General features: G+C 61.2%; 22 protein-coding genes, 1 tRNA gene and 6 pseudogenes. 16 read left to right on the top strand and 13 right to left on the bottom strand.

What is annotated here, in order from left to right; genetic code table 11:
- Positions 1 to 239: 239 nt before the first annotated feature.
- The gene (locus tag QFZ91_RS03415; protein ID WP_429566239.1) at positions 240 to 830 is read left to right on the top strand and encodes an MBL fold metallo-hydrolase; all 591 of its coding nucleotides are present in this window, start codon (positions 240 to 242) and stop codon (positions 828 to 830) included.
- A 93-nt stretch (positions 831 to 923) separates the two neighbouring features.
- Here the strand turns inward: QFZ91_RS03415 and QFZ91_RS03410 are convergent, their stop codons facing one another.
- On the bottom strand, positions 924 to 1,973 hold the full coding sequence (locus tag QFZ91_RS03410; RefSeq protein WP_429566238.1) for a synaptic vesicle VAT-1 family membrane protein: 1,050 nt from the start codon (positions 1,971 to 1,973) through the stop codon (positions 924 to 926).
- A 203-nt stretch (positions 1,974 to 2,176) separates the two neighbouring features.
- Between QFZ91_RS03410 and QFZ91_RS03405 the strand changes: the two genes are divergently transcribed.
- The 10 genes and pseudogenes from QFZ91_RS03405 (at position 2,177) to QFZ91_RS03360 (ending at position 11,764) form a co-directional block, all read left to right on the top strand.
- On the top strand, positions 2,177 to 2,629 hold the full coding sequence (locus QFZ91_RS03405; protein ID WP_429566237.1) for a VOC family protein: 453 nt from the start codon (positions 2,177 to 2,179) through the stop codon (positions 2,627 to 2,629).
- 387 nt (positions 2,630 to 3,016) lie between these two features.
- Positions 3,017 to 4,292: pseudogene (locus tag QFZ91_RS03400) on the top strand (ISNCY family transposase).
- A gap of 551 nt (positions 4,293 to 4,843) precedes the next feature.
- Positions 4,844 to 5,123: pseudogene (locus QFZ91_RS03395) on the top strand (MurR/RpiR family transcriptional regulator); the annotation flags it as partial.
- 83 nt (positions 5,124 to 5,206) lie between these two features.
- Positions 5,207 to 5,732, top strand: a pseudogene (locus QFZ91_RS03390) (MurR/RpiR family transcriptional regulator); the annotation flags it as partial.
- A gap of 33 nt (positions 5,733 to 5,765) precedes the next feature.
- Complete coding sequence (gene ddpX / locus QFZ91_RS03385) at positions 5,766 to 6,329, top strand: D-alanyl-D-alanine dipeptidase (RefSeq protein ID WP_429566236.1); 564 nt, start codon at positions 5,766 to 5,768, stop codon at positions 6,327 to 6,329.
- Positions 6,330 to 6,392: 63 nt separating this feature from the next.
- Positions 6,393 to 8,000 carry an ABC transporter substrate-binding protein gene (locus QFZ91_RS03380; RefSeq protein WP_429566235.1) on the top strand — a complete coding sequence of 536 codons (1,608 nt, stop codon included), beginning with the start codon at positions 6,393 to 6,395 and terminating at the stop codon, positions 7,998 to 8,000.
- A gap of 55 nt (positions 8,001 to 8,055) precedes the next feature.
- Positions 8,056 to 9,126 carry an ABC transporter permease gene (locus QFZ91_RS03375; RefSeq protein WP_429566234.1) on the top strand — a complete coding sequence of 357 codons (1,071 nt, stop codon included), beginning with the start codon at positions 8,056 to 8,058 and terminating at the stop codon, positions 9,124 to 9,126.
- A 64-nt stretch (positions 9,127 to 9,190) separates the two neighbouring features.
- Positions 9,191 to 10,105, top strand: coding sequence for a nickel transporter permease (nikC, locus tag QFZ91_RS03370; protein ID WP_429566644.1), 915 nt, complete (start codon positions 9,191 to 9,193; stop codon positions 10,103 to 10,105).
- Between the two features lies 1 nt (position 10,106).
- Positions 10,107 to 10,985 carry an ABC transporter ATP-binding protein gene (locus tag QFZ91_RS03365; RefSeq protein WP_429566233.1) on the top strand — a complete coding sequence of 293 codons (879 nt, stop codon included), beginning with the start codon at positions 10,107 to 10,109 and terminating at the stop codon, positions 10,983 to 10,985.
- On the top strand, positions 10,982 to 11,764 hold the full coding sequence (locus QFZ91_RS03360; protein ID WP_429566232.1) for an ABC transporter ATP-binding protein: 783 nt from the start codon (positions 10,982 to 10,984) through the stop codon (positions 11,762 to 11,764). The genes QFZ91_RS03365 and QFZ91_RS03360 overlap by 4 nt, the downstream gene beginning before the upstream one ends.
- A 643-nt stretch (positions 11,765 to 12,407) precedes the next feature.
- Here the strand turns inward: QFZ91_RS03360 and QFZ91_RS03355 are convergent.
- Complete coding sequence (locus QFZ91_RS03355; RefSeq protein WP_176381954.1) at positions 12,408 to 12,701, bottom strand: hypothetical protein; 294 nt, start codon at positions 12,699 to 12,701, stop codon at positions 12,408 to 12,410.
- A gap of 686 nt (positions 12,702 to 13,387) precedes the next feature.
- Positions 13,388 to 13,771: a hypothetical protein gene (locus tag QFZ91_RS03350; RefSeq protein WP_176381952.1), complete on the bottom strand. Its 384-nt coding sequence runs from the start codon at positions 13,769 to 13,771 to the stop codon at positions 13,388 to 13,390.
- 246 nt (positions 13,772 to 14,017) lie between these two features.
- Between QFZ91_RS03350 and QFZ91_RS03345 the strand changes: the two genes are divergently transcribed.
- The 4 genes from QFZ91_RS03345 (at position 14,018) to QFZ91_RS03330 (ending at position 15,796) form a co-directional block, all read left to right on the top strand.
- Positions 14,018 to 14,458, top strand: coding sequence for an Hsp20/alpha crystallin family protein (locus QFZ91_RS03345; RefSeq protein ID WP_176381950.1), 441 nt, complete (start codon positions 14,018 to 14,020; stop codon positions 14,456 to 14,458).
- A 15-nt stretch (positions 14,459 to 14,473) separates the two neighbouring features.
- Positions 14,474 to 14,881, top strand: coding sequence for an Hsp20/alpha crystallin family protein (locus QFZ91_RS03340; protein WP_176110855.1), 408 nt, complete (start codon positions 14,474 to 14,476; stop codon positions 14,879 to 14,881).
- 235 nt (positions 14,882 to 15,116) lie between these two features.
- Entirely contained in the window at positions 15,117 to 15,680 is a 564-nt protein-coding gene (locus QFZ91_RS03335; RefSeq protein WP_176381948.1) for an Hsp20/alpha crystallin family protein, read from the top strand.
- Positions 15,681 to 15,723: 43 nt separating this feature from the next.
- Positions 15,724 to 15,796 (top strand) — tRNA-Lys (locus tag QFZ91_RS03330).
- A gap of 62 nt (positions 15,797 to 15,858) precedes the next feature.
- On the opposite strand, the gene groL is transcribed toward QFZ91_RS03330, so the two are convergent.
- The 10 genes and pseudogenes from groL to QFZ91_RS03280 all read right to left on the bottom strand — a co-directional run bounded on the left by groL (position 15,859) and on the right by QFZ91_RS03280 (position 24,255).
- Complete coding sequence (groL, locus tag QFZ91_RS03325) at positions 15,859 to 17,481, bottom strand: chaperonin GroEL (RefSeq protein WP_429566231.1); 1,623 nt, start codon at positions 17,479 to 17,481, stop codon at positions 15,859 to 15,861.
- Between the two features lie 76 nt (positions 17,482 to 17,557).
- A complete protein-coding gene (locus QFZ91_RS03320) occupies positions 17,558 to 17,875 on the bottom strand; it encodes a co-chaperone GroES (protein ID WP_026228167.1) in 318 nt (105 codons plus the stop codon).
- A 168-nt stretch (positions 17,876 to 18,043) separates the two neighbouring features.
- Positions 18,044 to 18,682: a diguanylate cyclase gene (locus tag QFZ91_RS03315; RefSeq protein WP_429566643.1), complete on the bottom strand. Its 639-nt coding sequence runs from the start codon at positions 18,680 to 18,682 to the stop codon at positions 18,044 to 18,046.
- 204 nt (positions 18,683 to 18,886) lie between these two features.
- Positions 18,887 to 19,042: pseudogene (locus QFZ91_RS03310) on the bottom strand (DDE-type integrase/transposase/recombinase); the annotation flags it as partial.
- Positions 19,043 to 19,296: 254 nt separating this feature from the next.
- A complete protein-coding gene (locus QFZ91_RS03305) occupies positions 19,297 to 20,196 on the bottom strand; it encodes a LysR family transcriptional regulator (protein WP_429566230.1) in 900 nt (299 codons plus the stop codon).
- A 55-nt stretch (positions 20,197 to 20,251) separates the two neighbouring features.
- Positions 20,252 to 20,920 (bottom strand): TetR/AcrR family transcriptional regulator, encoded by a 669-nt coding sequence (locus QFZ91_RS03300; RefSeq protein ID WP_368716414.1) that lies wholly within the window; start codon positions 20,918 to 20,920, stop codon positions 20,252 to 20,254.
- 174 nt (positions 20,921 to 21,094) lie between these two features.
- A pseudogene (locus tag QFZ91_RS03295) lies at positions 21,095 to 21,734 on the bottom strand (4Fe-4S dicluster domain-containing protein); the annotation flags it as partial.
- Positions 21,723 to 22,198 (bottom strand): annotated as a pseudogene (locus tag QFZ91_RS03290) (AMP-binding protein); the annotation flags it as partial. The pseudogenes QFZ91_RS03290 and QFZ91_RS03295, both read right to left, overlap by 12 nt.
- Positions 22,195 to 23,151, bottom strand: coding sequence for a fumarylacetoacetate hydrolase family protein (locus tag QFZ91_RS03285; RefSeq protein ID WP_429566229.1), 957 nt, complete (start codon positions 23,149 to 23,151; stop codon positions 22,195 to 22,197). The gene QFZ91_RS03285 and the pseudogene QFZ91_RS03290, both read right to left, overlap by 4 nt.
- Positions 23,152 to 23,184: 33 nt before the next feature.
- Positions 23,185 to 24,255: a VOC family protein gene (locus QFZ91_RS03280; RefSeq protein ID WP_429566228.1), complete on the bottom strand. Its 1,071-nt coding sequence runs from the start codon at positions 24,253 to 24,255 to the stop codon at positions 23,185 to 23,187.
- 334 nt (positions 24,256 to 24,589) lie between these two features.
- Between QFZ91_RS03280 and QFZ91_RS03275 the strand changes: the two genes are divergently transcribed.
- Positions 24,590 to 25,345, top strand: a complete 756-nt coding sequence (locus QFZ91_RS03275; protein WP_429566642.1) for a TetR/AcrR family transcriptional regulator — start codon at positions 24,590 to 24,592, stop codon at positions 25,343 to 25,345.
- Positions 25,346 to 25,382 lie beyond the last annotated feature (37 nt).

Genomic DNA, 25,382 nt, shown 5'->3' with positions numbered 1-25,382 from the left:
CGCACGGACGCGCGACAGGCGTTCGCACGCCTCGTCCTCCATTGTTTCCATTCGGAAACGGTTTTTTCCCGCAGCCTGCTTTTTCATGCGCTCGATCTTGCCTACGCTGTCGCTTGCCTGGAAGCGCGTCGACGGATGCCGGATGCCGTGCGAGTATGGACAGGTCACGCTGGCGATCGCGAGGGGCGCCGCGAAGTCTTCCTTGTTCGAACGTCGCGCATGTCAGAGGAGTGTCGTTGATGTTTCCGTATGTCGAGACGTTTTACGATCCTTCGGCGGGCACGGTCAGCCACATTGTCTACGCCGGTTACGGCTCGCCGTGCGCCGTCATCGACCCGGTTCTCGATTTTGACGCCGCCACGTCGACACATTCGATCGAGCGCCTCGTCGCTTTCGTCGAGAAAAAACGTCTGGAGGTTGAGTGGATACTTCAGACGCACGCGCATGCCGGTCATCTTTCGGGGGCGTCGGTGCTCAATGGCCGCGTCGGCGGAAAGACCGGCATTGGCCGCAGCATCGTCGACGTACGATGGATGCTTTCTGCGACGCTCGATCTGTCGAGCGAGCACGGTTTCGATCATCTGTTCGCCCCAGATGAGGTCTTCTTTATCGGCACGCTGCAGGCCCAAGTGCTTGCCATGCCCGAACCTGCCCCGTTCGATGCCGCGTGCATGATCGAGGACGCGCTGTTCGTCGTCGATACGCTGTTCATGCCGGAAGTGGGAGCGTGGCGCCGGGTTTGCGTTCGTGGACCTGCAAGTCTAGCCTGGCATGCATGCCGATTTCCATCGCACGGCACGCGTACGTGTCTTGGTCGCCAGGATCGTTAGCATGAGAATGCATGCCGGAGGCGGCGCTCCAGAGAATGGCGCTTTAAACAGGCGTTACGTGGGAAGCCTGAAGCGAAGCCCACATTGCTCCTGCTACGCGCGCCTGCTCGTCCGCGGACTTTGCTCTTCGACGCTCAACACGACCTTTCCAATGTTCTTGCGATCTTCTATCCAGGCATGCGCGTCGCCAGCGCGTTCGAATGGGAACGTGCGGTCGACATGAGGCCGAATCCAACCGGCTTCGACTCCGCCAAGCAGAGACCTCATCCACGCTTGCAGTTTTGGGACCTCGTGCCACAGGTGCCCCAGGTTGACGCCAAAGACGCCGCGATTGCGACTCATCAAACTGAGCGGATGAAACCACGGAGTGGCGGCGGCGAGTGCGAGCAAGCGTAGAGCGCCGGGCAACTGCGTGGTGGTGGCGCTGGAAATGCCAAAGATGCCGAGACGGCCTGTCGAGCGCAGGGCCGAATAACTCTTCTTCCAATGGGAGCCGCCGAGAGGGTCAATGATCAATTCAGCCCCAGCGCCCGAGGTAAGCCTCATGAATTCTTCCCTCCAGTCGCCACGAGTGTAGTCAATAGCGTGGTTCAGGCCGCGTTCGCGCAAGAATGCATGTTTGGCGGGACTTGCTGTCCCGTAGATCGTCGCGCCCAGGTGGCGTGCGATGTCGATCGCAGCCAATCCGACGCCACCACCTGCGTTATGGACCAGTACTGAGTCGCCGGCTGTCACCGCGCCCATCACCACCAGCAACTGCCATGCGGTGAGGTACTGGACGGGCAGCACGACGGAATGCTCATAATCCAACGCGGCCGGCATGGCGAACACTTGCGATGCTGGAACCGTTACGGTGTCGGCATAGCCGCCGAAGTGGACGAGCGCGAACACATCCCGGCCAAGCCATTGCTTGTCGACCTCGCTGCCGAGTTGGTCGACGATTCCTGAAACTTCATAACCCACGACCATCGGTGGGCGCGGTGCATCTGGATACAGGCCGCGCCGGGCAAGGATATCGGCGAAGTTGATGCCGCAAGCCTTGACGCGCACGCGAACTTCGTCTGGTCGCGGATTCGGGTCTGGCGCTTCACGAATCTGGAGCTTCTCCGGTCCGCCATGACCCGTGATCACGATTTGTTTCATGGGCTGTTAATTCAAACGTACCTCGTTTAACTGATCCCCACGCTCAAATTCGGTCATTCCTGCGTCGGGATAAAAGATCGCCGGACGCAGGTCGGATTATGATCGGATTTGCTCCACCACGTCTTGGAATCGTTCCAGATCGATCAGGATTTGAAACCGGGTTGCTTCGAGCACTGTCCACTTTATCGCAAGAGGAGGGTCAAATGGTTGACTTCAAAAAGCCTCGCGCCATCGGCTTCAACCACGTGGCGCTGGAAGTCGACGATATCGAGGAAGCGCTGGCGTTCTATGGCCGCATCTTCGATTTTCAGCTGCGTGGCAAGAGCAAGACAATGGCCTTTATCGATCTTGGCGACCAATTCATCGCGTTGCAGGCAGGACGCAAACAGCCCGCCGATGACGGCCGGCATGTCGGCCTCGTTGTGGATGACAAGCAGGCGGCGCGCGCGGCTCTCAAGGCGGCGGGGGTCGAGCCGATCGACGGGCCGTTTCTGGATTTCCGCGACCCATGGGGCAATCGCATCGAGATCGTGGGCTATAGCAATATCCAGTTCACCAAGGCTCCGAACGTTCTGCGGGGCATGGGCCTGACGCATCTGACGAAGAACGAAAGCGCGAAAAAGGAGCTGGCGGAAAAAGGCATGGCGGAGAGCTAGAGCGAGCGTGACGACCGACGTTCAGATACGTCCGAATTCGAGTTGCGCGTTAATGCCGCCGTAGCCTCCTTGCGGCTTGTTCACGGACTGCGCCATACCCGTCGCGCGCCTTCCAGCGGCGCAGTGTTCGAGAAGAAATATGAGGCGCGTTTTCACCAGCCCATGCTGATGTACGCACCGTTTTCGTCCGACGCCACACTCGCTTCTAAGAAGCACGTATCGCATTTAACATAATATAATTTATCAACGCTTTAGTGTGTAGCGGCTAAGTTGTAATGTCGTATCCAGGCAAAGTTCAAATGTCGCAGTCCGGTCTTCGGGACGCCTCATGCTCGGTGGTGATTCTGATCACCGGAGAGCGCCGTGGACCATGCTGGGATGATCACCATGAGCATGCGCGAGCTGGATCGGTTGAAGGTTGTGGAAGCGGTCGTCGAGCAGCGGCTGATGCCGTGGCGTGCGGCCGAGCGACTCGGGCTGACGAGGCGACAATCCGGCGGCTGGTTGGCCGGCTGCGCGAACATGGGCCGGGTGGCCTCGTGTCGGGGCGACGCTCGAAGCCGAGCAACAACCGGCTGGACGCAGCGACAGCGGATCGGGCGCTTTCCATCATCCGTGAGCGCTACGCGGATTTTGGGCCGACGCTCGCCTGCGAGAAGCTGTACGAGTGCCACGGTATCCGGCTCGCGAAGGAAACGGTGCGCCGGCTGATGACGGATGCCGGGCTGTGGGTGCCGCGCCGGCAGCGGCCGCCGAAGGTCTACCAGCCGCGGGCGCGGCGGGCCTGTTTCGGTGAGCGGTGCACTTCGGCTATTTCGAGGCAACCCGCGACTACCTTGAGCGTTATGGCAAGCCCGGCGCGTTCTACAGTGACAAGGCCAGCGTATTCCGCGCTCCATCGCCTGGCAGGACGGGCAATCGCGTGACGCACTTTGGCCGCGCGATGTATGAACTGAACATCGACACGTTCTGTGCGAACTCGAGTTCCGCCAAAGGGCGAGTGGAACGGGCGCACCTGACACTGCAGGATCGCCTCGTGAAGGAACTGCGCCTGCGCGGCATCAGCACGGTGGCGGGCGCCAACGCTTACGCGCCCTCTTTCATGGCCGCCTACAACGCGCGATTCGCGAAGCCGCCGCGCAGCGCGTTCGATGCACACCGGCCGTTACGGGCTGACGAGAGTCTGGATCTGGTACTCACGTGGCGCGAGCCGCGCAAGGTCACGAAGGCGCTCACGGTGCAGTACGACCGCGTGCTGTACCTGCTGGATGACACGCCTGAGCACCGCAGGCTGATCGACCGGTACATTGAGGTCTGGGAGTATCCGGATGGCCGTATCGAGCTGAGGGCCGATGGACGCGTACTGACCTGCCGGCAATATGACCGGCTTGCTGAAATCGATCAGGCCGCGATCGTTGAACACAAGCGTCTGGCTCACGTCCTTCAGGTGTCGCAGGCGATCCAGGCGCAGCGCGATAACCGGCGCATTGGCAACGCACCCTCACGGACTCACCGGGGTGCCGAAACCCGGGCTCAAGGCAATTCGCCAGGCAAAAAGAAGCAACGTGAATTTACTCAGGCCGATCTCACAACAGACGTCAGCGCCCTGCCCGCTCAGGCCCGAAAGCTATATCTGAATCTGGCCATGACATTAGGGTCATAGGCACCGGCTCCGTTACTGGAATGGAGTGGCCATTCGACCTATATTCTCGGCCAGGAAGTTCCTCGCTTTGTCGGCCACTTGATGACCTGCAGCCATGAGGCGCTCCGGACTATCTAGCCAGATTCGCAGCTGCCAGCTTTAGCCGCGAGGCGAATTCCACCGCCGCGGGCTTGAGGCGATTGCCTCTGCGCGAGAGAAGATAAAGGTCCACGCGCACAACCGGATTTGCTCGGCGCCCTTCCCGCGTTAATTGCGGCCTGCGCGTCGATGGTTATCCATGTCCGGAGCAGGGATGGCTTCGCTGATCGACATCCAAACCCCGCCAGGTCATCATTAGGGGACAAAACTTTGGAGCCACAGAATGAGGGCATCGAATAACGGCATCCACCCAGGCACGCGGAGGAACCGTGAGCGGAAGTCTCGGCCAGAAGCTATTGAACAGCGCATCCAATTGATTTTTTAAGCTGGCGCTGACTTTATTGGCTTTGTTAGATGTATGTCATTGACGAAATATATGACAGGTAATTAACCATCAATCCATCCGCGCTGACATGCCGACCGCTTTCGCACAGACCGTCGAGGCCCACTTTGCCGAACTCAGTCCAACGCCCCAGCGCATTGCCAGTTATATGCTGGCGCATCTCGAGCGACTAGGCCTGGCAACGGCTGACCGGATCGCGCAGCAAACGGCCACCAGCGGAATCTCCGTGGGGTGTTTCCTGCGCAGCGTCGGCTATCGCAGCCTCGACGACCTCAAGCGCGAACTGCGCGGCGCGCAGGGGCGCCAGTGGATGATTACCGACCGGCTCGACGAATACCGGTGTATGCGCGAGCAGTTGGCCAACGCCCCGCGCCACGGCAAAAACGGCGAAAACCTCCGAACTAGCGCCCTGACCCACTCGCTGCAACTCGTCGACACGATCCAGCATGTGTACCAGTTGGCGCAATCGCCCATGTTCGCCCGCATCGCGGAGCGCATCTCCCAAGCGGACGCCGTATATATCCTCGGCATCCAGTCGGCCCGCGGCACCGGCAACGCGTTCAACGGCTACCTCGAATACATCCGTCCGCGCGTCTTGTACTCCGACGGCATGTCCGGCTCATACGTCGATTCGCTGAACTCGGAATTCGCCGTACCGTACCTCGTCATTACCGACACGCGCGCCTACCCGGTGATCGCGCGCCGCTACTGTGAAGCCGCGGCGCATCGTGGCGGGCAGTTTCACTGGCCATCGACATCTATTGCCCGTGGGCTCGTGAATTCGATTGCGATTTGTTGCAGATCAAAACCGATGTCGGCCAGTTCAGGGACTCGCTGGCGCCGCTCAGCTGTCTGTTCAACCTGCTGATGATTACCGCGATCGTTGCTCAACTGGGGGCCGCGACCGACGAACGCGTCGCAGCGAGCTGCAAGGCGAATTCAACCAGTTCGATCTCTAACCCTCTCACATCCGGAATCTGAACGCGCCCGCCATGACACAACCGCGACTCATCGAAATCACCGCCGCCACGCATGGCGTGGACATCGACCTCGTCTATGCCACCGAGCGCAATTTGACAGGCAAGCCCATCTACAAGGAAGCTCACTGCCTGCTGCTCGAACCCGCAGAAGCCGCTTTGCGCGAGGCAGTGGAGATTGCCCGCAACGCCGGCCTGACCGTGCGGATTTTCGATGCATACCGTCCGCCCCAGGCGCAACAGGTGCTGTGGGATTTTCTGCCCGACCCGACCTACATCGCTGAGCTTGGCCGTGGTTCGAACCATAGCCGCGGCACGGCGATCGATCTGACGCTGCTCGACGCTGACGGCAACGAACTCGACATGGGCACGGGCTTCGACGCGATGACGATCCAGTCCGAACATTTCCATACTGGCCTGCCCGCGCACGTGCAGCGCAACCGCCTGTTACTGCTCGGCATCATGCACGCCGCCGGCTTCATCCACATCAAGAGCGAATGGTGGCATTACGAGTTGCCTGGCTCCCGGGCGCTGCCGTTGATCGATAACAGCGAAAGCGGTCCGTTGCGTCTCATGTAATGGCGTTCGATTTCTCCATCCGTTGTTCCCTGACAGACTCTACCCATTCCTTATGGAGCGGCAATGAAACTGGTATTGCGCAATGCACTGACGGCGGCGGTGATCTCCTCCACCTTGACCTTGTCGTTCACAGCCGCCGTCCCCGCTGCGGCGGCGACGCCGAAAGACATGTTCGTCATGGCCACGCTCCTCGACGAATTCACCACGCTCGATCCGGGCGAAATCTACGAACTGGTGCCGGAAGAATATGTAGCGAATACGTATGACCGGCTGGTGCGGGTCGACCTGAAAGACCCATCGAAATTCAACGGCGATGTCGCACAATCCTGGACCGTGAGCCCCGACGGCCTGACCTTCACGTTCAAGATCCGTCCAGGTCTCAAGTTCCACTCCGGCAACGCGTTGAGCGCCGACGACGTCGCGTGGTCGATCCAGCGCACCGTCCTCCTCGATAAAGGCGCGGCGGCCGTGCTGCAAGGCATCGGTTTGACCAAAGACAACGTGCTGGCCAATGTGAAGAAGGTCGACGACACAACCGTCAGTGTGACGACCGACCAGAAATACGCGCCGACGTTTGTGCTGAACGTACTCGGTTCGTGGCCTGCCTCGGTGGTGGACAAGCAGTTGCTGCTCACGCACCAGAAAGGCAATGACTTCGGCAACGAATGGCTGCGCACGAACGAGGCCGGCTCCGGCGCCTACAAGCTCGTCAAATGGACTGCCAACGACAGCATCGTCCTGCAGCGCTTCGACGGTTATCGCGTACCGCTCGCGATGAAGCGGATCGTGTTGCGTCACGTGCCGGAAGCATCGAGCCAGCGCCTGCTGCTCGAGAACGGTGACGTCGATGTGGCGCGCAACCTGAGTCCGGATGATCTCGTCGCGCTGACGAAGTCCGGCAAGGCGCATGTGAGCGCGGTGCCGCAAGCGACGCTTCTATACCTCGGCCTGAACGTCAAGAATCCGAATCTGGTCAAACCGGAAGTCCAGCAAGCGATGAAGTGGCTGATCGACTACAACGGGATTCAGAGCAACGTCGCCAAAACCACCTACAAGGTGCACGAAACCTTCCTCCCCGAAGGTTTCCTCGGCGCGCTGAATACCGACCCCTACCAGCAGAACGTCGCCAAGGCCAAGGAACTGCTGGCAAAGGCCGGGCTTCCGAACGGCTTTTCCGTGACGATGGACGTGCGTAACGGCTACCCGTACAGCGAAATCGCCGAGGCAGTGCAGGCGAACCTTGCCCAAGGCGGCATCAAGGTACAGATCATCCCCGGCGACAACAAGCAGACGCTCGCCAAGTACCGCTCGCGCTCGCATGACATTTATATCGGCGAATGGTCCGCCGATTACATCGACCCGCACAGCAACGCCCAGGGATTCACCTGGAATCCCGACAATTCCGACAAGTCGGCCTATAAGATGCTCGCGTGGCGCAATTCATGGGACATCCCTGGCCTGACGAAGGAAACCAACGCGGCGCTCGCCGAATCGTCGACGGCGAAGCGCGCCGAGCTGTACCAGACCATGCAGAAGCAGGTGCTCGCGAGCTCCCCCTTCGTGATCATGTTCCAGCAGGTCTCGCAGGTGGCCGCGCGACCGGGCGTAACGGGTCTCGAGGTGGGTCCGATCAACGACCTCGTGTCGTATCGTGATCTGAAGAAGCAGTAACGTTTGCGGTGGAGGCGAGACTGTCCGGGCTTCGCCTTCGACCGAGGAACTTACCATGTCCACTCGCCTCACGACTTTCGAGCGCATGCGCGCGCTTTCGGTTGAAAGCGCCAGCGTGCGCTGGACCTTGCGCCTCGTGCGCTGGATCGTCACGCTCGTCATCACCTTCGCCGGGTTGCTGGCGGTCACGTTCGTGATCGGCCGCAAAATACCGATCGATCCGGTGCTAGCGATTCTCGGCGATCGCGCGTCAGCCGCAGCCTACGCGGCGGCGCGTCTTCAACTCGGGCTCGACGCGCCGCTCGCAGTGCAGTTCCTGATCTACGTGCGCGATGTGCTGCATGGCAATCTCGGTATGTCGCTGCTGACCGCGCATCCTGTGATCGAGGACATCCAGCGGGTGTTTCCCGCAACGCTCGAACTCGCGACCCTGTCGACCATCATCGGCGTGCTGATCGGCGTGCCGCTGGGCGTGATCGCCGCCGTGCGCCACAACCGCTGGATCGATCACGTCGCGCGCTTCGTCGGCCTCGTCGGCAGTTCGGTCCCGGTGTTCTGGCTCGGGCTGATGGGCCTGCTGCTGTTCTACGCGAAACTGCATTGGGTGGCGGGGCCGGGACGCGTCGATCCGGTATTCGACGGCATGGTCGATACGCGCACAGGCAGCCTGCTGATCGACTCGCTCATCGCCGGCGAATGGGACGTGTTCTTCAATGCGTTCTCGCATATCGCGCTGCCCGCAGCCATTCTCGGCTACTACTCGGTCGCCTATCTGAGCCGCATGACGCGTTCGTTTATGCTCGATCAACTCAGCCAGGAGTACATCACCACGGCGCGCGCGAAAGGCTTGCCCGAGCGCCGGGTGGTCTGGCGCCACGCGTTCGGTAATATCGCCGTGCCGCTTCTGACCGTGATCGCGCTCACGTACAGCTATCTGCTCGAAGGCTCCGTGCTGACCGAAATCGTCTTCGCCTGGCCCGGTATCGGTTCGTACCTGACGGGCGCCCTCCTGAACGCCGATATGAACGCCGTGCTCGGCAGCACGCTAGTGATTGGCGTCACGTTTATCGCGCTCAACCTGTTGACCGACGCGCTCTATCGCGTGTTCGATCCACGCGCCCGCTGACATTGCGGAGGTCTCTTTCGTGCGTCCCCCTACCGATGAATCGATGCAAACGCAGGACTGGCCGATGAATGCCGCGCCCCGACGATGGAAAGATTGGCTGCTGAGCGACACGCCCGCGTCACGCAAGCAGGCCGCGCTTGGCCTCGCTTACCGGCGCTGGCGACGCTTCGCGGGTAATCCGCTGTCGGTCTTCGGCCTCGTGATTCTGGCCTTGCTGATCATCATCGCAGCAATCGGGCCACTAATGTCACCGCACGATCCGCTGCAGCAAGTCCTCTCCGACCGCCTGCTGCCGCCGGGTTCGCCATCGCACTGGTTCGGCACTGACCAGCTTGGCCGGGATATCCTCTCGCGTCTGATCTACGGCTCACGCCTTACGCTCTCGATTGCGATCCTCGTCGTGGTGATCGTGGTTCCGGTGGGGCTTTTGATCGGCACCACTGCCGGCTTCTTCGGCGGCTGGGTGGACAACGTGCTGATGCGGATCACCGACGTAGCACTCGCCTTCCCGAAGATCGTGCTCGCCCTCGCTTTCGCGGCCGCACTGGGGCCCGGTGTGATCAACGCAGTGATCGCCATTTCGATTACGGCGTGGCCGGCCTATGCCCGCCTCGCGCGGGCGGAAACGCTTCGGCTCGTGCAAGCCGATTTCATTCACGTCGCGCGCTTGCAGGGCGCCTCGCGCAAGCGCATCCTCCTGCTTTATATCGTCCCGCTCTGCTCGTCGTCGGTGATCGTGCGCGCGACCCTCGATATGGCCGGCATCATTCTCACTGTCGCGGGCCTCGGGTTCCTCGGCCTCGGCGCGCAACCGCCGAGCCCGGAGTGGGGATTCATGGTCGCATCCGGCCGCAATGTGCTGCTCGATTCATGGTGGGTGGCCACTATTCCCGGCTTCGCCATTCTGCTGGTGAGTCTTGCCTTCAACCTGCTCGGCGACGGTCTGCGAGACGTCTTCGATCCGCGCCATGGACGCTGACATGCCAGTCGATATGGCCCAGCCTTTGTGTGAAATCGACGACCTGCGAATCGGCTTTCGCAGTCATGGCGGCGAATTGAGCGAAGCGGTGCGTGGCCTTTCGCTGACGCTGCGGCGCGGCGAGCGGCTTGGCATCGTCGGCGAATCCGGTTCCGGCAAGTCGCTGACCGGGCGCGCTCTGCTCGGCCTGCTTCCGCCTGAGGCGCAATGTCATGCGAAGGCGATGAAGTTCGACGGTCAGGATCTGCTTGCCATGCCCGCGCGCAAGCGCCGGCAACTGTGCGGCCAGCAGATGGGCATGATCCTGCAAGATCCGAAATACTCACTGAACCCGGTGATGACCGTCGCGCAGCAAATGCGCGAAGCGTTCGAACTGCACGGGTCGAAGTTCGGCCGCCGCGAGATACGCGAGAAAATCATCGAGGCACTGGCAGCGGTGCATATCCGCAATCCAGAGCGTGTCGCCGACTCCTACCCGCACGAGTTGTCGGGTGGCATGGGGCAGCGCGTGATGATCGCCATGATGGTGTCGTCCGGGCCGCGTCTGCTGATCGCCGATGAACCCACCAGCGCACTCGACGTGCTCGTCTCGATGCAGGTCCTCGGGATTCTCGACGAGATGATCGCAAAGCATGACACTGGCCTCATTTTTATCAGCCACGACCTGCCCCTCGTCATGTCATTCTGCGACCGCGTCGTCGTGATGTTCGCGGGACGGGTCGTGGAAACATGCGCGGCACGCGATCTCGTCCACGCCGAGCATCCCTATACGCGTGCCCTGCTCGCGGCGAATCCTCCGCTTGTCGATCCGCCCGAGCAACTGCCCGTGCTGAAGCGGGACGCGGCATGGCTCACGCAACCGGCAGGAGATTCAGCATGATCGATGTCGACGCTTTGACGGTGCGCTTCAAAACCAGGACCGGTCACTTCGACGCGGTGCGCGCGGCGAGCTTTGATGTCGGAGAAGGTGAGGTGTTCGGACTGGTCGGCGAATCGGGTTCCGGCAAGTCGACGATCCTGCGCGCGTTGACCGGTCTCGCGCCCGTCGCCGGCGGTCATATGAAAATCGGCTCGCACGTGCTCGGAGAAAAACTCGACCGCTCCTTCCGACGCGACGTGCAGATGGTGTTTCAGGACCCGTACGGCTCGCTGCATCCGCGCTTCACAATCGATCAGAGCTTGCGCGAGCCGCTGACCATCAACGGCATTTGCGGGCAGGAAGAACGCATTGTCGATGCGCTGCGCGAAGTCGGCTTGGGTCCGTCTTATCGTTTCCGCTATCCGCATCAGCTGTCCGGAGGGCAGCGGCAGCGCGTCGCAATTGCTCGGGCGCTGATCGTCGAACCGCGCGTGCTGCTGCTCGATGAGCCGACGTCCGCGCTCGATGTGTCCGTGCAAGCCGAAATCCTCAACCTGCTGAGACGGCTTCATCGCGAACGCAATTTGACGATGATGCTGGTAAGCCACAATCTGGCGGTGGTGGGCTTTCTCTGCTCGCGCGTCGCGGTCATGCGCCACGGTGAGATTGTCGAGCAACGCGATATCGCATCCATTCGCGCGCAGCAGATCGAGCACGAATACACGCGCAGCCTGCTGCTCGCGACCACGGGCTACCGGCGCAAGTCGGTCGCGGTAGACGGAGCGGACGCACTGTCATAAATGTCAGTTGCGGCGAGGTTTCGTCGCCGTGCGTATTCGCGAACTGAGCACGCTCAACAGTCGCCACGAACGCCGCAGGCGCGGCCGAAAGGTGATGGTCGTGTGCTTCCCCTTGCCCTACCAGACGGGAAACACGACATCCGGCTGTGGCGTAAATTGAATCCCCGAGTCAGGGCAGCTTACGCGTCCCTTGACTGCAACCCGCTGGTTCAGGTACGGCAGCAGCAGTGAGGGCGCTGCCTCGCCTCCGTCGGCAAGAGGGATGTCCGAGAGCACCTTGTCGTTGCAGGGGGAAGTGGAAGGTCGATCCAGCACTATCGTCGGATAGTCACCCAGCGCGTACTTCCCGTCCCCCCGCTCCACTGTCCCGGTGATCCAGATGTCATGCTGCAGGGGCAACGTCGGCAGGGGGCTGGCCGACCTGACGTTCTCTGACCATAACCCAGCGATCATGGCTGCTGGGACAAGGACACACAATCGTCTTTTCATGCCGCAAACCTCTTGATGTCCAGTGACGCTCGCCTGCACGTCACTGCTCCTCTTCCACTTCCCTGATGCGGCAATCGAAACGATGTGAATGCCAATGAAGTTCCACCATGACCTCTTTCGAATTGCGCGTCTCTGCTCACGTTTGACGACGCCATCAGGCAGCCTCCGGGAAATCCGGAGGCGGTCCGTCGAATGGGCGCCGCTCGACCAGTCGGATCGCGTAGTCCATCGCCTGCGCTTCCGCATCCTCACGCGTGGCGCAGCGTCTTTGACGCTGCGGCATGTGCCAGTCCACGCAGACCTCGCCTTCACGCGCGATCTGCACGAACGCAGCATAGCCGCCCGCCGAAGTTGCGTCCGCCTCTGGGCAGCCGTGGCCGTCATGCACAAGGACCGTTCTGATACCAATCTCGTATCCGTTGCACTGCTCGATTTTTATCGTCTTCATCGGATCACCGTGTCATCGCCTGGCTAAATGTTGCGCACGCCGGTGGCGCCAACGGCTAAGCGAGCGTGGCGCCCCTGTCCCATTCGCCGCTGTGGTGAAAGGCATCGACGCCGCATGCTTTGTCAATCACTTTGCGCTAGCGCCTGCGTATGTGCGATATCCACCGTCGGATCGTCGTTCGCATCGCGGTGACCTGTGCATCGAGCAAGCGACCAGCGCGTTCCCGAAGCGATCGTAGAACGTCGAGAACGGAGGCAGTCGTGCGGTTCAGAAGCTCGAACAGATTGGAGTACAGGCGTGGGTGAATGTCGCTCATTGTCTTCTCCTTATAGGCAGCAAGGAAGAGAACGGGCTTGCGCGCTCCAGTTCGCCTGCCATGCTGCGGGGCAAACAAATCGAAACACGCAGTGTGCAATTAGTGGATGATTCGGCACACTGCCTGAGCTGGATATAAATTAGTTTAACTCACTAAAAAATTCAAGTTCTTCAATGCTGCCGAGGCCTTGGTACTGCCGAGGTAAGGCGTCAGCCGCACAAAGATAGATCGCAACGCGCGCCACACGGGAAATCGTCAGACTTTTAATTGTCTGAATCCGCGTGACCAGACACTGGCACACCCCGTAGTTTGGGGGGAGCCTATCGTGGCTGCGCCAGCAGACCGCTGTTCCGCTTGCGAGCGTGCCGTGTCACTGGATTGGCGGCGCCGTACCGAGCTTTTCGGCGAGCATCCTCTCATACACGCCAAAGTGCAAATCCACTTCGGACTGTTCCACCGTCGTGACGATCAGGTTGATGTGGTCCGATGGGAGCCCAAGCACGCCAGCGATATACGTTTCGAGTTGTGGCGCACATGCCTTGTCCTTTGCCACTGTTGTGCCGATCGTGACTTCGTAAATCTTCTCCTGGCGGCAGACAACTTCTACGAGGCGCGCGCGGGCGCTCATGTTGCTGTCGACCGCAATGCGTACGACCTCCACCGCCTTGCGCATGGCTTCCGTCGGGAAGCCCTTCGTCGAGCGCAGCCGCACGCGGTGCGGGCCCAGCGTCAACCAGTCTGTATCGAATTCCATGACCTCCTCCTGTGGTCAAACGGCCTCGTCCGCGATAATAGGACCGGCCTCAAAAAATTCAAGCGTGCCCCTGCACTCTTCCCTTGAAAAATCTGCCGCAGAGCCTATCTTAGGTTTCGCTCAGGCAGACGTGCGGTGCTCACGGGATCGTACGCTGCGTGTTTCGATTTATTGCCAGACGCTGGCAGGCGAACCGGAGCGCGTAGGCTGGTTCACCTCGATGCGTCACCTGAGGAGAACTACATCATGAGCGATCTTTACTCTGGCACTGACCTCTTCAGCGAGTTCGACCGGCTGCAGCGGCAGATGGCAAACTTCTTCGGTACTTTCCCCTCCAGTCTTCGGGCAAGCCGCCTCGGCTCGCTCCCGCCCGTCAATATTGGCGCCACCGACGACTCGATTCACATCGTCGCGTTCGCACCCGGCGTCAATGCGGCCGAACTCGACATATCGATAGATAAAGGGCTGCTGACCATCAGCGGTGAGCGCAAGCCAGCGCGACCGGATACCGGCGAGGATGCCCGGGTCTATGCGCAGGAGCGCTTCACTGGCCCGTTCCGGCGGGTCATCGAGCTGCCGGAGAACGCGGACCCCGACAAGGTTGAGGCGCGCTACGAGAATGGCTGCCTGTCGATCGCCATCGGCAAGCGCGAATCGTCGAAGCCTCGCGCGATCACCGTCCAGTAATTCCAGGAGACGAAAATGAGCGATACCACTGAACTGAGCAAGCGCGAACCGTCCGCGGTGACGCGCAGCGAAAGCGGGTCGTCCGCGCGGCGGATGACGATCACCCCCGCTGTCGATATCTACGAGGACACCCAGGGCGTCACGTTGTGGGCGGACCTGCCGGGGGTCACGAAAGAGAAGCTCGATGTGCGGGTTCATGACGGCAATCTCGCCATCGAGGCCGAGGCGGTCGTGCCGACACCGGCAAATCTGCGGCTGCAGCATGCCGAGATCCGTGAGCCACGCTTTGCGCGAACCTTCACGCTCTCCCCGGACTTCGATACGTCCAAGATCGAGGCGAGCCTGAAGGACGGCGTACTGAAGCTCACGATCCCGCGCCGCGACGAAGCGCGTCCGCGGCGGATCGAAGTGCGTACGGGCTGAAGTCAGCGCGTCGGCGGCAACGCCAGGAAGCACGCGAAGTGGCGGCGGCCTGGCTGCCACCCTCCGACAGCGCAGGCGCGGGTGAGCCGGCCGTTCCCCACAGAAATGTCCGTGGCCGACACAGCAGTGGCTCACCGCGGGAGCTCGCCGGAGCCATCCTGAGATCATCAGCTGATTGCGCCGTGACGCAAGAACGCAATCCTGTTCGCTGTGACAGATCACCGAGGAGGAAACGATGAACAGCGATCCGAAGAAGTGGAACCCCTTCAAGTTCCTTCGCGGGACTGTGCGCAAGGCCGATGCGGACAACCTGGAGAGCACGCCCGCCGGCGAACCGTGGCGTAGCGCATGGCCCGACATTCCGCGACTATTCTCCCGCGAGCCGTGGCGCGCAGTGGAAGAGTTCTTTCACGACCCGTTTGCTGGCCGCGGCGCGCTCGAACGATGGTTCGGCGACTTCAGTTCATCGCGCTTCCAGCCGCGCATCGACGTTGTCGACGAGGGACCGGTGCTGCGCGTCACCGCAGAACTGCCCGGGATGGAGCGCGAAGACGTGAGGGCAAGCGTCGAGGACGGCGCGATCGTGCTGCGCGGTGAGAAAAAACAGGATGTGCACAGTGAGGAAAACGGCTGCTATCGGCTGGAGCGTGCTCATGGACACTTCGTACGCACGATCCCAATGCCGGAATACGCTGATCCCGGTCGCGCGCTTGCGAAATTCGACAACGGGGTACTCACGTTGACGGTGCCGAAAATCGAGCCGGCACCGTCCGCGAGTCGCACGATCGATATCGGTTAGGGCGAGCGTCCAAAGCGCTATAACGGCGAAAAAAGAGAGGATTGGGTCGTTAGCTCAGCTGGTAGAGCAGCGGACTTTTAGTCCGTTGGTCACTGGTTCGAATCCAGTACGGCCCGCATGCCATGAAGAAAATGCACCGGTCAGCCTCGCTGACCGGTGCGGAGCGGAACCGAAGCGGTTAATACTCCAGTTCCGGCGCGCTCGCCTGCGCCGGCTTTTCGTCCTTCGGCGCTTCAGCCACCGTTGCATCCGTCGTCAGGATCAGTCCGGCAATCGACGCGGCGTTCTGCAGCGCCGTGCGCGCAACCTTCGTGGGGTCGAGCACTCCCGCCTCGACAAGATCGCCGAACTCGCCAGTAGCCGCGTTGTAGCCGAAGTTGCCCTTGCCTTCCAGCACTTTGGCGATGACCACGGAAGGCTCATCGCCAGCGTTCGAGGCGATCACGCGCATTGGCGCTTCGAGTGCGCGCAGCACGATTTGAATGCCCGCGTCCTGATCACTGTTGACGCCTTTGAGGCTCGTCACGGCCGAACGCGCGCGCAGGAGCGCCACGCCCCCTCCTGGCACGATGCCTTCTTCGACTGCCGCGCGGGTCGCGTGCAGCGCGTCGTCGACGCGGTCTTTCTTTTCCTTCATCTCAACCTCGGTCGCCGCCCCGACCTTGATCACGGCCACGCCGCCTGCCAGCTTTGCAACGCGCTCCTGCAGTTTCTCCCGATCGTAGTCACTAGTCGCTTCCTCGATCTGCGCACGTATCGACTTCACGCGTGCCTCGATGCGCTTTTCGTCGCCTGCGCCGTCGATGATGATCGTGTCGCCCTTGCGAACTTCCACGCGCTTGGCGCGCCCCAGGTCTTCGAGTGTTGCGTTCTGAAGTTGCTTGCCCGTCTCTTCGGAGATCACGGTCGCGCCGGTGAGGACGGCGATGTCCTCGAGCATGGCCTTGCGGCGATCGCCGAAGCCGGGGGCCTTGACGGCCGCAACTTTCAGGATGCCCCGCATTGCGTTGACCACCAGCGTGGCTAGTGCTTCACCGTCGATATCTTCCGCGACAATCAGCAGCGGTTTGCCGGCCTTCGAGGTCGCTTCGAGAGCCGGCAGCAGGTCCCGGATACTCGAGATCTTCTTGTCGTGCAGCAGGATCAATGCGTCGTCGAGATACGCGGCCTGTTTTTCCGGATCGTTGACGAAATAGGGGCTCACGTAGCCGCGGTCGAACTGCATGCCTTCGACCACATCCAGCTCATTGTCGAGCGACTTGCCGTCTTCGACGGTGATCACGCCTTCCTTGCCGACTTTTTCCATCGCGTCCGCGATGATCTTGCCGATCGCCTCATCGGAATTCGCCGAGATCGAACCTACCTGCGCGATCTCCCTGTTGGTGGAAATCGGCTTCGACAGATTGCGCAGTTCGTCGAGCACTGCGGCCACAGCCTTGTCGATGCCGCGCTTGAGATCCATCGGGTTCATGCCAGCGGCGACGTGCTTCATACCTTCCTGCACGATGGCCTGCGCCAGCACGGTGGCGGTGGTAGTGCCGTCGCCAGCCACATCAGCGGTCTTCGAGGCGACCTGTTTGACCACCTGCGCTCCCATGTTCTCGAAGCGGTCCTTCAGTTCAATTTCCTTTGCGACCGACACACCATCTTTCGTGATGGTCGGCGCGCCGAAGCTACGCTCGATCAGCACGTTGCGTCCTTTGGGTCCGAGCGTGACCTTGACGGCATCGGCGAGGACATTCACGCCCTTGACGATACGGGCGCGAGCGCTGTCATGAAATTTGACGTCTTTTGCACTCATGTTCTTGCTCCTGGTAAAGTCGTTGACTGAACGCGTCGCGAACAGCGGGTCGGGTGTCCGCGACCGTAACGCGGTTTCAGGCGGCCTTTCGGGCGGCGCCCGCGTCGGCCTCGAGGACTCCCATGACGTCTTCCTCGCGCATGACGAGCAACTCCTCGCCGTCGACCTTGACGGTCTGGCCTGCGTATTTGCCGAACAGCACGTGATCACCGACTTTCAGTTGCAGCGCGCGCAACGTTCCATCCTGCAGCAGCCGGCCACTGCCGACTGCGACGACTTCGCCTTGTTCTGGTTTTTCTGCCGCTGAATCGGGAATCACGATGCCCGAAGCCGTCGTCCGTTGCGTTTCGATTCGCTTGACGATAACCCGGTCGTAGAGGGGACGAATCTGCATTTCCATCTCCTGAGCGATTAAAGGATCACCAATAAGGGAATCCGGCTGCGGGAACCGGGGCGCGCATACGCCGCGGTGCAGCCGAGCCAATGTCTGGCGGAATGCGAAATAGAGGCGCCAATGCCGCGCTTCAAGGGGCGCGAAAATGTCTATTTGTAACAGAATATTTCAACGCGGCAGCAGCACGCGCCGCACTTTGCCGAGGCGATAAACCGTGCGACCGCGTCGATCCGGGTGGGGGGGTTCAGGCAGCACCGGACAGGGCGGCTGGCGTCCACCATCCGCATCGAGGGTGTCGTCGGGTTCGTTGAGCGTGCCCCACAAGCCGCCCTTGACCGGGCGGAACAGCCAGCGCAGGTAGCCGCTGTGCGCGGCAAGACGCATCAGCGCGTCGCGGTCCATATCGTCACTGACAAGCTGCGGGTCGCGGGCCCCTTGCCCGGGATAGTTTCCGAACGCCTGACGGCAAGCGAGCGCCTCGGCCTCGCTGGCACCGATCACGTTGCATCCTCGCCGCTCGACGCGCTCGACGTCCCACGCGCCGGATTGCCAGGCGGCATCCAGCAGCATGGCGTCCACGGTCTCAAAGCTGTGCCACGGTGCGTCGAAGCGAAAGGCCGACCCCGGAACCGGTCGTCGCGGGATCTCGATGCCGGGCAGGACAAGCGGCGTCGCTCGCCGGAATCCGTGCCAGTGGAGTATCGCAAAAAGCGGCGTATTCACCTGCGCCACCGCCGTGACGGTGACGGCAAAGAGCGGCAGACGCACGGTGTCGATCTGCTCCTGAAGCCTGTCGAAAAGTTCCATGAAACCTCCCGGATGACATCTTGCAGGGCCTCTTGAAATTCGCGTTCCTTGCGCTATTTTATCCATCGCCAAGGCAGTCGCGACCAAGCGTTGCGTGTTTCGATCTGTTTGTCGGTGGGGCTTCCCACGGGCAGGCGAACTGGAGTGCGTGGTCAGGTTCGCGCTTCGTGAGAGGCTGCACATCCCGAATCGTCTGTGTCGCCTGAGGGTCACTACCTCGGGCTCGCCGTTATGCTCGATCGACTTCTGAAAATAGCGCTTCGCCGCAGCCTTGTCACGATGCGCGCGCAGCAGAAAATCGATCGTGTCTCCCGCCTTGTCCACGGCCCGGTACAAGTACTTCCACTGTCCCTTGACCTTGAAAGGGCGCATGACGGCGGCCGTGCCTACAGCTTGTTTTGGTGCGCACTCAGTTCGCAGTGCCAGGACCCGCACCGGCCTGGCAACCCGGCACCGTGTTGATCACTTCACGCCCGAGCAAGTCGACGGCCTTGCTCGCGTCCAGCGCATCATAGACCCGACCAGCGCCCCTTCTCGCGCCTCGCCCCAGCATGGTCCGTCCCGGCAGACCGCACAGTCGACACGGCGTCGGTCGTCGTTGAGCGGCGAGTCGCTTACATGCCCCGTTCAAAGAATTCTGCGCTATGGTCGATGAATGCCCTGACCTTTGCGGGTAATAGCGTGCGGCCGATATAGGCCAGTCGGACTTCAGCCGCCGTATCGACGATCTCGAAGCCGTCAAGCAGACGTACGAGCCGGCCAGCCTTGATGTCCTGTTCCACAAGCGCGAAGGGAAGCAAACCCACACCGTATCCCTCGAGAATGATGTCGCGATTGAATATCGGGTTATTCGACGCGATCTCGTATTTGATCTGGACTGCGACGGTTTCGTGGTCGATTTGGAACGTAAGGGTTGGTTTATGCATCGAGGGCGGCACCGTGACGAACACATGATCGGCCAGCTCGGCAGGATGCCGCGGCGGTGGACGCCTGCCGAGGTACGCCTGCGTCGTGACGATGACCAGCGGCAGCCGTTGAAGAAGCCGCGTCACGGCAAGATCCGTCGCGAGCATGAACGGTAGCACGATGCCCAGATCGTACCCGTCGGCCGTCAGGTCGACAGATCGCTCTGTCAAAGTGATGTCCAGACTAATATTTGGATGCTTGCGCTTGAACGACGCCATCAACGGCGCAAGCCATGTCAACGCAGCCGTAGTGTGCGCGACCACACGTAATACGCCTGCCGGTAGTCGCCCATGACCTGCGGCGCTCGCTTCCAGGCGATCCAGATCGTCGAGAATGCGACAGCACCCCTCGTAAAAGCGCTCCGCGGCTTCCGTGAGAGAAAACTGCCGCGTCGAACGATGAAACAGTCGTGCTCCCAGGCGCTCCTCCAGCGAGGCTATCGCGCGTGAAACGACCGAAGGTGACAGGTCCATCATTTCGCCCGCGCGCCGGAAGTTTTTCACTTCGACGATCGTGCGGAAGAGACGCAAGCTTTCTATATATTCCATGATCTACGTTTCGGGCATCTGGACGAATTGCAATCGCGACCCTTTGCGACCTCGTTCAACGATTCTCGAGAGTGCAGCACTCGTGCCATCCCATCGGCGGTGTTTGTTGAATTGACTGCCGATACGGTACGGACGAAGCAAATTGCGCTAGCACTGTCTGACCCAACTGGTCGATCACACTCTGCGGATAGCACAGATTAAAAAGCTGCATGCCTTCGCAAAGGCTCACGAGGCAGAGCGCCAACGCATCCGACGGCAGCGGCAATGTGCTGTCGCTTTCCCTCAGGAGCGTTTGAATATGGGCGCTGACCTGCAAAAGCTTCGCGCGTCGCAACCCATGAAGCCGTTCCTGAAAGATGCTGTCGCGGCGTGCGAGGAGGTACGCCTCGACCCAAAGCGGAAAGCATTCACGCTCACGCCAGAAACGGACAAGATTCGTAATCACGCGCGCGGTCGCTTGCTCAGGCGTGCCAGCATCTTGAAAGATCGCCCGCAGATCCGCATGCGCCGCTTCGACGTCGCGCCGCAACAGTTCCGTCAGCAGCTCGTGTTTGCTTCTGAAATTGGAGTAGAACGCGCCCCTCGTGTACCCTGCGGCCTCGACGATGTCCTCCACGCTCGTCGCTGCGAAGCCCTTCCCGAGGAACATCGTCCTTGCGGCACCATACAGGCGCTCCCGGGTCTGCTCTTTTCTGCGCGCGTGGCTCAGGCGTTCGTTCTTCATGGCGTGGCTCGAGGCGATCTCTCTGTCCGTGATCGTCTGCGCAAGACGAAGCTGTGAAATCGCCGTTACTCGGTGGCCTCGCTGAGACTGGCTCATGCTCCACAGCGTATATTAGACATTAGACTCATAATTGATTTTTATGTCAATACAGAAATTGAGGGCGCGAGCGACGCTTCAGTTAGCCTCCACCTCGCTGGCCGCCAGCGCGAGGCTGACTTCTCCCAGGTACACACTTTCGCCGACCGCACACTCGCGCGTTGCATTGCCTCGCGCGTGACGAATCTCGATCCGGTACATGCCACTATTTTTCTCGAGACCACCGAAGCGAAAGTCGCCGAAAGCGTCCGAAAGAGTGCCTGCGACGCGTTGATCGCCGGCGTACAGGACAACCGCTGCATCAGCGACGCATTCAACTGCGCCGCTGACCGTGGCACTGATGCTGCCACCTATGAAACAGCTTTTCCAGCGCTTGAAGCCGCCATACCTGACGCGAGGCTTTGTTTCGAGATCGGGCCGCAATACCCGGAACCCTTCACGTCGGGCCTTTTCCGCCATGGCGGCATCGTCGAGCTTGACCGTCTCGAAGACGCGCGGGGCAAACCTGCTCGCAGCGCGGATGCTGCCAGCCCTGGTCGAGCAGATGTGCATCGAAGATCCACGTCTGCGGCACTTGCAGTTCCTCGTTCCAGACGATCGCCTTGTACGGGCACGACTTGACGATGTCCTTGCGCCCTCGCGCCTTCTCCGGATCGATGATGACGATGCCGTCGGAGCGCTTGCGGACCGCATCGCCGCCGACGCGCCTGAGCGACGCAAGCTTGTGCAAGATCGCCTGCACTTTCGGCCACAGGTCTTTGCCGGGGTGCGGCGCCAAGGTGATAAGCACACTCGCGCCTGAGGCATTGAGCAGCTCGCCTATTGCGTCGCTTTCGAGCAGTGGATTGATTGCGCAGACAATGCCGACCGCCTCGCCGCCCCACACCACGAAGTGCGTTTCGGGCAGATTCGGCAACACATAGGCGACCACCGTGTCTCGCTGCACACCCAGTCGTGACAACATGTTCGCCGTGCGCGTGGTGTCGCGCACCAGTTCGCTGTAAGTCCAGCACTTCGGGCTCGCGTAGTCGTCCGCGGTTGTGTGAAGAACGAGAACGCGGGTGCCGATGGATTGATCGCGGCGCCCCGGCAGATCATTTCGTAGGTGCTCGACAGAAGTTCCGCCGGTTGCCCCCGCGATTCGATAGCGAGGACATCCTGCTCGTTAGCGACGGCTTTCATGCGGCCTCTGCGACGACGACGTTGCGCTGGGTACCTAGATCGATCGAGCCATCCTCGCTAACGATACGTGCTTCGACCACATCGCCAATCTGAAGGTACTGCGGTCGCTCGGCTTGCAGCCCGAGGAAGAGACGCCATTTCTCCGCTTCGGGCAGTTGTGCCGCAGCGCGTTGCTTTTCCGGCGACGGAATCATCAGCGCGCAACCGGACGGCGTACCTGTTGCAAGCAGGTCCCCGGCGTGCAGGTCCTGAACGCCGGACAGTTCGGTCAACGTTTCGGCCGGACCGTACACGAGACCCGAGGTCGAATCGTTCTGTCGAACCGTTCCGTTGACAATCAGCGTCAGCACGAGCTGCTCGAGCTTCGGCATATCGTGCTTTTCGAGCAGGCAAAGATACGGGCCGACCGGGCCGAACGTCCGAAAGCTCTTGCCCTTGTAGAACTGCATCTGTGGAATCTGCACATCGCGCGCGGAATAGTCGTTCACGATTACGGCGCCGGCAACGTAGTCGTGCAGGTTCTCGTCGGTAATCGTTGCGCGGGACGTGATGTCGCGCTTGAGGACGAGACCGAGTTCGATCTCGTAATCGAGGAACCGCACCGAATGGGGCTTCACGAGTTTCGAGTCCGCTGGAACGATGCAGCTCGTGGCCTTCGTGAAGATCATGTTGAATTTTTTCGCATCCGGGTCCATGCCGGATTCGATCATGTGCTGGCGGTAGTTCGCACCCTGGCAGATGAACTGCTGATTGGCCGTCACGGGCGACAGCCATTGCACGTCCGCTTCGGGAATCGTGGGGCGGTCCAGCATCAATAAGCGCTCGACCGGATTGGCGTGAATAAACTCCGCGGTCGTGCTGAACTCACCGGGAATCGGCGTGATTGCGTTGTTAGCCACCACGCCCCACTGGGCGCGACCATCGTGCAGATAATGCAGAACGTGAATTGCCATTTTGGCTGTCTCCGGATTCGGTAAAGAGGTGCGTCAGGCAAAGATCTTCAACAGTGCGCGAAGTCGCGCTAACGTGACGTCGGGGCTTCGGCGCAGGTTTGCGATCAGCGCCGCGATGCTCGCAAGCGCCAATCGGGGCTTGGTGAAGCTGCTCGGCATCGGCGGCCCCCACTGGGCCATCGCCTCGCGGCTCACGGCATGGATTCCCGTGTCGGCTTCGCTGGTGAAAAGATCACCGTCGCAGTAGTGCTCATGCTTGTCTCCCCACGGGTCTTGCCAGTAGTCGAAAATCTGGCTGCCGAGGATATGGCGCCCGATGCCCCACGCGTGCGTCCATCCGCCCTTGCGCAGAACGCGCTGGCCCATGCCGACCGCATCCGCATCAACGAGTTCGTAGGCGCTATGGCTGTATTTCGGCTCAAAACTCTGTGCAAGCGCGAGCGTGTGATGATCGGCGGGCTTGCCGCCGAGATCGAGCCGCATGAACGCGACAGCCGGTGACCCATCGGGCAACACCTGCACGTCGCTCGGGATGAAGCCGAAATGGCGCGTGTACCACGCGCAGGTGTCCTGATAATCGGCCAGTTCCAGCACCACGTGCCCAAGCCTGATGATCTCAGGAGCGCCCTCGGGGGGACGCTGCGTGCCGTTGATGCGAACCGCGGCATCGACGGAATTGAACGCCAACGGCAGCCGGTGCGGCAACGCAGTGGCGGGCGCCTGGCCCCAGACCGCATCGACACGGAACCCCGACGGATCCTCCAACTGCACCACGTAGCCGCCGCCCGGCAGCGTGGAGGCCTTCGCCTCCGACGCGCCCGGCAGCCTGGCAAGCGCATCCAGTTCGGCTACGCTGCCGACCTCCAGGCCAAAGCCGACAAATCTCGCTTTGGGCGCCTCTCGCACGACGTAACAGAAGTGCGACGCGCCTGTACCGCGCAGGAGCAGCATCTCTTCGCCACGCGTGACCGTTCGAAGCCCAAAGTCGTTGAGAAACCGTTCAGCTTTCTCGAGGTCCGGCCGATCGAACATTAGATAGGCCAATGCGGTCGCTTTCGCCGTTGGATTCGGGTGACGAGCCGGCTGTGCAGTGGTCAGTTTCATGGTGAACGGTGATCAGGCAGTTAGGATCGGTGAAGCCGCGCGCAGGGCTGGCGCGCCGCACCGCGCGAGCACGCGGGCGCTGGCGGCCTGACTAGATGGGCAATTTGCGGACGCGGGATCGGTGGCGGGCCCTAAAGCCCGGATGGGCCGTTGGGTAAGGTGATGCCGGCCGCTGGGCGCAATGCCGGTTCTGTTTGCTGTCTCCACAGTCACTCCGTCTGTTCTGGTAAGACCGGCTTTTGCCGCCGTCTATGACATTAAACTCAGCACTGATCGTTTTGTCAATAAAGACATTCGAATCTATACTGTGGCTATGACCAGAACTGGATCCACCATGACAACCACGACTAAGCGCGCGCCAGCCAGGCGCTCCCCGGCTAAGGCGTCCGCCTCCCCGGCTCCCGTCATCGAAGAAAAAGAGCCTCGCGGCGCCCGCCGCAAGCGCGAGACGCGCGCGCGTCTGCTCGACGCAGCCCTCAGGCTGATGGCCGAAAGGGGCATGGAGGGCGTGGCGATCAATGAAATCACCGAGGCCGCCGATGTCGGCTTTGGCTCCTTCTACAACCACTTCGAGTCGAAGGAAGCGATCTACGCGACGCTCGTCGACAACGTATTCGAAGAGTTTGCGAACGTGCTGGATCGCCTCGCGGGAGGCATCACCGATCCCGCGGAAGTGGTGGCCGTCTCGGTGCGCCACACTATCCTGCGTGCGCGGCACGATCCGGTGTGGGGACGCTTTCTGATTCGCGAAGGGTTTTCGGCGCCTGCGCTGAGTCGTGGGCTGGCTCAGCGGCTCATGCGCGACATTCGAAACGGCATTGCGGCAAAGCGATTTGTCGTTGCCGACCCGTTTATCGGCTATCTCGCGGTGGGCGGCACCGTTCTGTCTGCCATCGCGGCCGAACTGAACTATGTCGCGCCGGGCGCAAGTGCCGCAGATATGCTGAAGGAGCTGGGTTTCAGCGGCGAGCACTTTCCCGAGCGCACGGCAGCCATGTTGCTTCAGATACTCGGCCTGAAGCGCGCAGAGGCGGAAAAGATTGCCGCGCGTCCACTGCCGATCGTCGAGTTAGCCGACGAGGCAGCTTGAGGTCGCCAGTCGTGAGCGGAACCTCTCTGGCGATCGG

This window comes from Paraburkholderia sp. JPY419 (genome assembly GCF_050435705.1).
In the GTDB taxonomy this organism is placed as follows: domain Bacteria; phylum Pseudomonadota; class Gammaproteobacteria; order Burkholderiales; family Burkholderiaceae; genus Paraburkholderia; species Paraburkholderia youngii.
This window is presented reverse-complemented; position numbering and strand designations above follow the sequence as displayed.

Coding starts and splice junctions, on each gene's coding strand:
- QFZ91_RS03305 (WP_429566230.1), bottom strand. CDS start 20,196: ATGGAATATATAGAAAGCTTGCGTCTCTTCCGCACGATCGTCGAAGTG.
- nikC (WP_429566644.1), top strand. CDS start 9,191: ATGAATGCCGCGCCCCGACGATGGAAAGATTGGCTGCTGAGCGACACG.
- QFZ91_RS03315 (WP_429566643.1), bottom strand. CDS start 18,682: ATGGAACTTTTCGACAGGCTTCAGGAGCAGATCGACACCGTGCGTCTG.
- QFZ91_RS03410 (WP_429566238.1), bottom strand. CDS start 1,973: ATGAAACAAATCGTGATCACGGGTCATGGCGGACCGGAGAAGCTCCAG.
- QFZ91_RS03415 (WP_429566239.1), top strand. CDS start 240: ATGTTTCCGTATGTCGAGACGTTTTACGATCCTTCGGCGGGCACGGTC.
- QFZ91_RS03365 (WP_429566233.1), top strand. CDS start 10,107: ATGCCAGTCGATATGGCCCAGCCTTTGTGTGAAATCGACGACCTGCGA.
- QFZ91_RS03405 (WP_429566237.1), top strand. CDS start 2,177: ATGGTTGACTTCAAAAAGCCTCGCGCCATCGGCTTCAACCACGTGGCG.
- QFZ91_RS03280 (WP_429566228.1), bottom strand. CDS start 24,255: ATGAAACTGACCACTGCACAGCCGGCTCGTCACCCGAATCCAACGGCG.
- QFZ91_RS03275 (WP_429566642.1), top strand. CDS start 24,590: ATGACAACCACGACTAAGCGCGCGCCAGCCAGGCGCTCCCCGGCTAAG.
- QFZ91_RS03320 (WP_026228167.1), bottom strand. CDS start 17,875: ATGCAGATTCGTCCCCTCTACGACCGGGTTATCGTCAAGCGAATCGAA.
- QFZ91_RS03355 (WP_176381954.1), bottom strand. CDS start 12,701: ATGAAGACGATAAAAATCGAGCAGTGCAACGGATACGAGATTGGTATC.
- QFZ91_RS03375 (WP_429566234.1), top strand. CDS start 8,056: ATGTCCACTCGCCTCACGACTTTCGAGCGCATGCGCGCGCTTTCGGTT.
- ddpX (WP_429566236.1), top strand. CDS start 5,766: ATGACACAACCGCGACTCATCGAAATCACCGCCGCCACGCATGGCGTG.
- QFZ91_RS03345 (WP_176381950.1), top strand. CDS start 14,018: ATGAGCGATCTTTACTCTGGCACTGACCTCTTCAGCGAGTTCGACCGG.
- groL (WP_429566231.1), bottom strand. CDS start 17,481: ATGAGTGCAAAAGACGTCAAATTTCATGACAGCGCTCGCGCCCGTATC.
- QFZ91_RS03285 (WP_429566229.1), bottom strand. CDS start 23,151: ATGGCAATTCACGTTCTGCATTATCTGCACGATGGTCGCGCCCAGTGG.
- QFZ91_RS03335 (WP_176381948.1), top strand. CDS start 15,117: ATGAACAGCGATCCGAAGAAGTGGAACCCCTTCAAGTTCCTTCGCGGG.
- QFZ91_RS03350 (WP_176381952.1), bottom strand. CDS start 13,771: ATGGAATTCGATACAGACTGGTTGACGCTGGGCCCGCACCGCGTGCGG.
- QFZ91_RS03300 (WP_368716414.1), bottom strand. CDS start 20,920: ATGAAGAACGAACGCCTGAGCCACGCGCGCAGAAAAGAGCAGACCCGG.
- QFZ91_RS03340 (WP_176110855.1), top strand. CDS start 14,474: ATGAGCGATACCACTGAACTGAGCAAGCGCGAACCGTCCGCGGTGACG.
- QFZ91_RS03360 (WP_429566232.1), top strand. CDS start 10,982: ATGATCGATGTCGACGCTTTGACGGTGCGCTTCAAAACCAGGACCGGT.
- QFZ91_RS03380 (WP_429566235.1), top strand. CDS start 6,393: ATGAAACTGGTATTGCGCAATGCACTGACGGCGGCGGTGATCTCCTCC.